Annotated in this window: 6 protein-coding genes; all 6 read left to right on the plus strand. The window is 72.0% G+C overall.

The window, feature by feature from the left end:
- Positions 1 to 109 precede the first annotated feature (109 nt).
- Entirely contained in the window at positions 110 to 415 is a 306-nt protein-coding gene (locus ABZX30_RS15405; RefSeq protein ID WP_355933594.1) for a hypothetical protein, read from the plus strand.
- A gap of 125 nt (positions 416 to 540) precedes the next feature.
- The gene (locus ABZX30_RS15410; protein WP_355933597.1) at positions 541 to 1,809 is read left to right on the plus strand and encodes a sensor domain-containing protein; all 1,269 of its coding nucleotides are present in this window, start codon (positions 541 to 543) and stop codon (positions 1,807 to 1,809) included.
- A gap of 322 nt (positions 1,810 to 2,131) precedes the next feature.
- Positions 2,132 to 3,367 (plus strand): LLM class flavin-dependent oxidoreductase, encoded by a 1,236-nt coding sequence (locus ABZX30_RS15415; RefSeq protein WP_355933600.1) that lies wholly within the window; start codon positions 2,132 to 2,134, stop codon positions 3,365 to 3,367.
- A gap of 152 nt (positions 3,368 to 3,519) precedes the next feature.
- Positions 3,520 to 3,969 (plus strand): SRPBCC family protein, encoded by a 450-nt coding sequence (locus ABZX30_RS15420; RefSeq protein ID WP_355933602.1) that lies wholly within the window; start codon positions 3,520 to 3,522, stop codon positions 3,967 to 3,969.
- On the plus strand, positions 3,966 to 5,381 hold the full coding sequence (locus ABZX30_RS15425; RefSeq protein ID WP_355933605.1) for an FAD-dependent monooxygenase: 1,416 nt from the start codon (positions 3,966 to 3,968) through the stop codon (positions 5,379 to 5,381). Before ABZX30_RS15420 ends, ABZX30_RS15425 begins: the two co-directional genes overlap by 4 nt.
- A 30-nt stretch (positions 5,382 to 5,411) precedes the next feature.
- Positions 5,412 to 6,938: beta-ketoacyl synthase N-terminal-like domain-containing protein (locus ABZX30_RS15430; protein WP_355933607.1), on the plus strand; the 1,527-nt coding region annotated here is incomplete at its 3' end.

The raw sequence follows: 6,938 nt of genomic DNA on the forward strand, positions 1-6,938 counted from the left end.
CGGATTCCCGCCAGGGCCTTATGCCCCTTGCCACAGGTTCGCCTGAAGAACGCTCAAGAACCGCCGGAGGCCCGCGGCCCCTGCCGCGGGCCTCCGGTTCACTGACCCCATGGCGACCACGAGTCCCGGCACCACCCGTGCCCCGCAGCCGCTGAGGCGGGACCGGATCACGCCGCGTGACACCGCCCCGCACGGGTGCACCGAGCCCCGCGCCGCCCGGCCCCCGGGCCTTCGCCGGCACGGCATCGCCCCGCGCCCGCCGGCCGCCACCGAGGACCCGGCGGCCCGCCCGCGTGTCCTCGCCCACCGCGCCGCCGGGGCCTTCCTCCGCCGCGCCGCCGGCCCGTCCCCCACGGCCACCCCGACGCCACGGCCCCGGGTCCTGCCACGGCCCCACCGAGGCGACGCCCGGTAAGGCCGTCCAGCCCCCGGCCGGTCCGGCGACGGCCCAGGGGAAGTGATCGCGGGGCGGGCGGTCGTCCGGTGTGCCCGCCCGCCCCGCGCCGACCACAGTGCACACCGCGATCCGAAGGAGGCGGCATGAGCGTTCGGGCCGGACTGGTGGCTGCGGCGCGAGGGGCGGGGCTGGCGTTGCTGGCCATGGGGTGTTCGCTCGTGTTGTTCTGTCTGTCGGTGGTGTCGATCGCGTTGCTGGCCGTGGGGATCGGTGCCGTCACCACACCCTGGCTCGTCCGGGCGACCCGCGCCCAGGCGGGCCTGCGCCGGCGGCTGGCCCGGACGGGCAGCGGCGTGGAGATCGACGCGCCCTACCGGCGGGCGCCGCGGTTCGGGGGCGGGCCGGCCGGGGTGCTGCGGCGCTGCCAGTGGCTGCTGACGGACCGGGTGACCTGGCGTGAGCTGCTGTGGCTCATCGTCGACCCGACCGCCGGCTTCCTGCTGGGCATGCTCTGCGCGGCACTCGTCGGCTACGGCGCCTGGGGATTCGTCCTGGCGGCCGGAGTGTGGCGGCCCATGCGCGACGTCGGCTACTGGTACGCCTTCGTGCCCGTGGACAGTCAGCTCACCGCCCTGGCCGCGGCCGCCCTCGGCGTTGGATTCATCGCCGTCGGCCTGCGCTCGGCACCCGCCGTGCTGCGGGCTCACGCCCTGCTCACCAAGACGTTCCTCGCCCCGGACCAGGAACGCGCCCTGGAGCTGCGCGTCGCGCACCTCACCGAGTCCCGGGCGGACGCCGTGGACGCCTCGGCGACCGAACTGCGGCGCATCGAACGCGATCTGCACGACGGCGCGCAGGCCCGGCTGGTGGCGATGGGCATGAGCCTCGGCACCATCGAGCACCTGATGCGCACCGACCCGGACAAGGCGGTGCAGCTGCTCGCGCAGACCCGTAAGTCCTCCGCCGAGGCACTCGACGAGCTGCGCCGGCTCGTGCGGGGCATCCACCCGCCGGTCCTCGCCGAACGCGGCCTGTGCGACGCCGTCCGCGCGCTCGCGCTGCGCATCCCCCTCACCACCGAGGTCGCCGTCGAGCCGATGGGACGCATGTCCGCGCCCGTCGAGGCCGCCGCCTACTTCGCGGTGTCGGAGATGCTGACCAACGTGGCCAAGCACGCCGAGGCGCAGCGTGTCTGGATCGACATGCGGTACGAGGACGGCCTGTTGCGGATCACTGTGACCGATGACGGCAAGGGCGGCGCGGACCCCGCGCAGGGCACCGGCCTCGCCGGCATCGAACGCAGGCTCGGCGCCTTCGACGGTGTGCTCGCCGTCAACAGCCCTCCGGGCGGACCCACTTCGGCGACGATCGAACTGCCCTGCACCCTGCTCCCCGCCGGACCCCACCGCTAGAGCTCCGGCCGGAACGGGCGGCCACCGCGAGCCGGGCGCCCGTTCCGGCCGGAGCTCTTAGGGGTGAGGTCCGGCCGCCGTAGGGGTCGTGGGCCCTGGCCCCGCCCGCTCCGCGCCCGTGCCGGTCCGGCACGGCCACCGCGACGGGGTGTCTCCAGGGCCGCTAAGGGGCTTGTAGGGGGAGCGGTCGAGAACTGTTTCCTCATACCGTGGCCGAGCCTGCTTCCACAGGGAAGTCCTCTGCCAGGAAGTGATCGGCGAAAAACCGTTGAAGCCGCGCTTTCGGCGGCGGTGACATTCCTGTCGACGATGAGGAGCGAGCATGCGCTTCGGCCTGATTTATCTCCTGCAGAATCCCCGCCCGTGGAGCGAGGACGGAGAGGAAAAGGTGGTCAACGAAGCCCTGGAGCAGATCGAACTCGCCGATCGGCTGGGCTTCGACACCGTCTGGGCATCCGAACACCACTTCCTCGACGAGTACTCCCATTCCTCCGCGCCCGAGGTGTTCCTCGCCGCGGCCGCCGCCCGCACGAAGAACATCCGCCTCGCCCACGGAATCGTCACCCTGCCGCCGGCCGTCAACCACCCCGCCCGCGTCGCCGAGCGCATCGCCATGCTGGACCTGATCTCCGGCGGCCGCGTGGAGTTCGGCTCCGGACAGGGCAGCACCCAGCACGAGCTCGGCGCCTTCAACATCGACCGGGCCACCAAGCGCGACCAGTGGCGCGAGGCCATCGGCGTCATCACCCGCATGTTCACCGAGGTCCCCTTCACCGGGCACCAGGGCAAGTGGGTCGACATGCCGCCGCGCAACGTGCTGCCCAAGCCCAAGCAGAAGCCGCACCCGCCGCTGTGGGTCGCCTGTAGCTCCCCCGAGACCGTCGAGACCGCCGCCCGCAACGGTGTCGGCGCCCTCTCCTTCGCCTTCATGACGCCCGAGGAGGCCAAGGAGCGCGTCGCGGCCTACTACCGGATCATCGAGTCCGACGAGTGCGTCCCGGTCGGCAAGGCCGTCAACGCCAACTTCGCCGTCGCCCTGCCGTTCCTGTGCCACACCGACGAGGAGACCGCCTACGAGCGTGCCCTCGGCGGCGTCGACTTCTACGTCAACTCCTTCATGCACTTCTACGTGCAGGGCGCCCACCGCCCCGGCACCACCGACCTGAAGACGGAGTTCGCCAAGAAGCCGCCGGTGCCGCCGGAGAACGCGGCCCGCATGGACATGGTGGTCCGCCGCGGCATCGGTACCCCCCAGAAGCTCGCCGACATGATCCGGATCCAGGAGGAGGCCGGTGTCGACGAGATCATCTTCCAGGTGCAGCTCGGCGCCAACCAGCACGAGCACATCTGCGAGTCCCTGGAACTCTTCGCCCGCGAGGTCATGCCGGAATTCGCCGAGCGCCGCGAAGCCGCGGAAACCGCCAAGCGGGAACGTCTGGCCACCCCGGTCAAGAACGCCCTGGAACGCATCGAGAACTCCGTCGTTGACGTGTCCGACTACGTCATCCGCACGGACATGGAGGAATTCCAGAATCCGGCACCCGCGGCCGGGAGCTGAACCACCGGCACTCGGTGAGCACTTCCCGACGGCGCACCAGGCACCGCGGAGCCGTCCGGGCGCAAGCCGCTCGAGAATCGCTTGCGCCGGACCCCTCCCGTGCCGGAACGCCGCACGAATGTCCGTGAACTGGAACTGAGAGGTATTCCGACATGTATGCGTTCGAAGAGTCGGACACGATAGACGCCGGACTCGACGCGGTCTGGCAGACGGTCTCCGACGTACCGTCGTGGGCCACCTGGGACCCGCACGTCCTCGAGTGCGGCTTCGACGGGCCGTTCGAGCCGGGCAGCGAAGGCTGGACGCTCTCTCGCATCGTCTCCGGCCGGCGCGGCCCCTTCCAGGTGACCAAGGTCGAGGACAAGCGCTCCTACACGACCCGGTCCCCGATGCCCGGCGGCAAGATGCTGATCATCAACACCTACCGTGCGGACGGCCCCGGCAAGGTCACCGTCAGCCGCCGCGTAGAGGTCTACGGCCCCTTCACCCCCGTCTTCCGCCTGTTCTGGGCCAAGGCGTTCCAGGGCGACACCCGGGCCACCTTCAAGGCGCTGGAGCAGGAGGCCCAGCGCCGCACCGCGCAGACAGGCAGCGTGCGATGACCGAAGCAGTGGTGATAGGCGGCGGCCTGGCGGGCCTGCTCGCCGCGAGGGTGCTCAGCCGGCACGCGGACAAGGTCACCGTCATCGAGGGCGACGTCTACCCCGACGGGCCCGACCAGCGCAAGGGCCTGCCGCAGGGGCGGCAGAACCACATGCTCATGGCCGGCGGCGCCGAGGCCATCGACCAGCTTCTGCCCGGCACGCTCGCCCGCCTCACCGCGGCCGGCGCCCACACCCTCAGGATGGGCCGGGACATCCTCACCCTCTCCTCCGAGGGCTGGTTCCGTACCTTCGCCGACGAGTCGTACACCGTGGCCTGCAGCCGGCCCCTCATCGACCACGTCATCCGCAGCCAGGTCCTGTCCGAGGGCACCGTCACCGTCCTGGAGTCCACCAAGGCGCTCGGCCTGGCCGGCACCGCCGAGAAGGTGACCGGCGTCCGCGTCGAACGCGCCGACCGCTTCGAGACCGTCATCACCGGCGACCTGATCGTCGACGCGTCCGGCAGCCGCTCCAAGTCACCCCAGTGGATCGCCGACCTCGGCCTGCCCCAGGTGAAGGAGGAGTACGTCGACGCCGGGCTCGCCTACGCCGGCCGCGAGTACGAGGCCCCCGTCGAAGCCCCCAAGGATTTCCCCGGCGTCCTCATCCAGACCGTCCCCGGCACCGGACAGCCCGGCAAGGGCGCCGCGTTCATGCCGCAGGAGGACGGCCGCTGGATCGTCTCCCTCATCGGCACCAAGGGCGGCCAGCCGCCCACCGTCGACGAGGGCTTCCTGGAATTCGCCCGCGACGTACGCGATCCGGTCGTCGCCGATCTCATCGCCACCGCACGCCCGCTGACCGAGGTCCGCGGCTCCCGCGGCCTCGCCAACCGCCGCCGCTACTGGCACAAGCTGCCCGTCCCCGACGGCTTCCTCGCCATCGGCGACGCCGTCATGGTGCTCAGCCCCAACTACGCCACCGGCATGTCGATGGCCGCCTTCAGCGCCCTCGCCCTGCGCACCCGGCTGAAGACCCACGGCCTGCGCCCCGGACTGTCCCGCGCCGTCCAGGACGACATCGCCAAGGCCGGCGCCGGCCCCTGGACCATGGCCAGCACCAACGACCTGTTCTTCCCCGGCGTCGAGACCAACATCACCGTCCGCGGCGCGGCCATGCAGCAGAGCATGAGCGCCCGCTACGCCCGCACCGCATGCGCCGACGAGAACGTGCTGCGCGCGGTCTACGAGGTCAGCACCCTGCGCGGTCCGCAGAGCCGGCTGATGTCACCGGCCCTGCTGGCAGCCGTCCTGCGCGGCCCCGGCAAGCCGCCACTGACCAGGGAACAGGCCATCGCCCAGTTCCCGCAGATCGGTGACCTGTTCGCACGCGTCGGCGAGCAGAGCGACCTGTTCCGCAAGGCCGGCTGACAGATCACCCACGAGAGGAGATGGCCACCTGTGAGCAACGAGGAACGGCTCCTTCAATACCTCAAGCGCACGCTCGCGGAGCTGCGTGACGCTCGCAGGTGCCTGGACGAGGCGGCACGCAAGCCCGACGACGAGTCGGTGGCGATCGTCGGCATGGCGTGCCGCTACCCCGGGGGCGTCGCATCCCCGGAGGACCTGTGGCGACTGGTCACCGACGGCGTCGACGCGGTCTCGGGGTTTCCCGCCGACCGCGGCTGGGACGACGACGTGTACGACCCCGAGCCCGGCCGGGCGGGCAGGACGTACGCGCGCGAGGGCGGATTCCTGCACGACGCAGCCGACTTCGACCCCGCCCTGTTCGGCATCAGCCCGAACGAGGCCCTGACCATGGACCCCCAGCAGCGGCTCCTGCTGGAAACCGCCTGGGAAGCCGTCGAACGCGCCGGAGTGGACCCGCTGTCCCTCAAGGGCACCCGCACCGGCGTCTTCGCCGGCGTCATGTACCACGACTACGCCCAGGGCGTGGAGGCGGGCAGCTCCAGTGCCGGAAGCCTCGTCTCCGGCCGCGTCGCCTACACGCTCGGCCTCGAGGGCCCCGCGCTCAGCGTCGACACGGCGTGCTCCTCCTCCCTGGTCGCCCTGCACCTCGCCGCCCAGGCCCTGCGCCGCGGCGACTGCACCCTCGCCCTCGCCGGCGGGGTCACCGTCATGTCCAACCCCGAGATGTTCGTCTACTTCAGCACCCAGGGCGGCCTCGCCAGGGACGGCCGTTGCAAGTCCTTCTCCGAGTCCGCCGACGGCATGGGCTGCTCCGAGGGCGCCGGCGTCCTCTTCCTGGAGCGTCTGTCCGACGCCCGCCGCAACGGCCATCCGGTGCTGGCCGTGGTGCGGGGCAGCGCGATCAACCAGGACGGCGCCTCCAGCAGTTTCACCGCCCCCAACGGCCCCTCCCAGCAGCGCGTCATCAAGCAGGCCCTGTCCGGCTCCCGCCTGTCCACCACCGACGTCGACCTCGTTGAGGGCCACGGCACGGGCACGGCACTGGGCGACCCGATCGAGGCCCAGGCCCTGCTGGAGACCTACGGCCAGGACCGCCCCGCCGACCGCCCCCTCTGGCTCGGCTCCGTCAAGTCGAACATGGGCCACACGCAGGCCGCCGCCGGGGTCGCGGGCATCATCAAGACGGTCATGGCCATGCGCAACAGGGTCATGCCCAAGTCGCTGTACGCCGGCGAGCCTTCGACGAAGGTGGACTGGAACGCGGGCGCGGTGCGCCTGCTGACCGAGTCACGCGACTGGCCCGCGCCGCAGGACGGGCGGCCCCGCCGGGCCGGGGTGTCGTCGTTCGGGCTGAGCGGGACGAACGCGCACGTCATCGTCGAGGAGCCGCCGGCCGAGGAGGAGGCGGAGGCCCCGGTCACGGAGGTTCCGGATACGGGGGCTGTGGCGCCGGTGGTGGCGTCGGTGGGGTCGTCGGTGGTGCCGTGGGTGGTGACGGCGCGGGGTGCCGGGGCCGCGGGGGTGGCGGCGCAGGCCGGGCGGCTGCACGGCTACCTC

The organism is Streptomyces sp. NPDC004542, assembly GCF_040610035.1.
Taxonomy (GTDB): Bacteria; Actinomycetota; Actinomycetes; order Streptomycetales; family Streptomycetaceae; genus Streptomyces.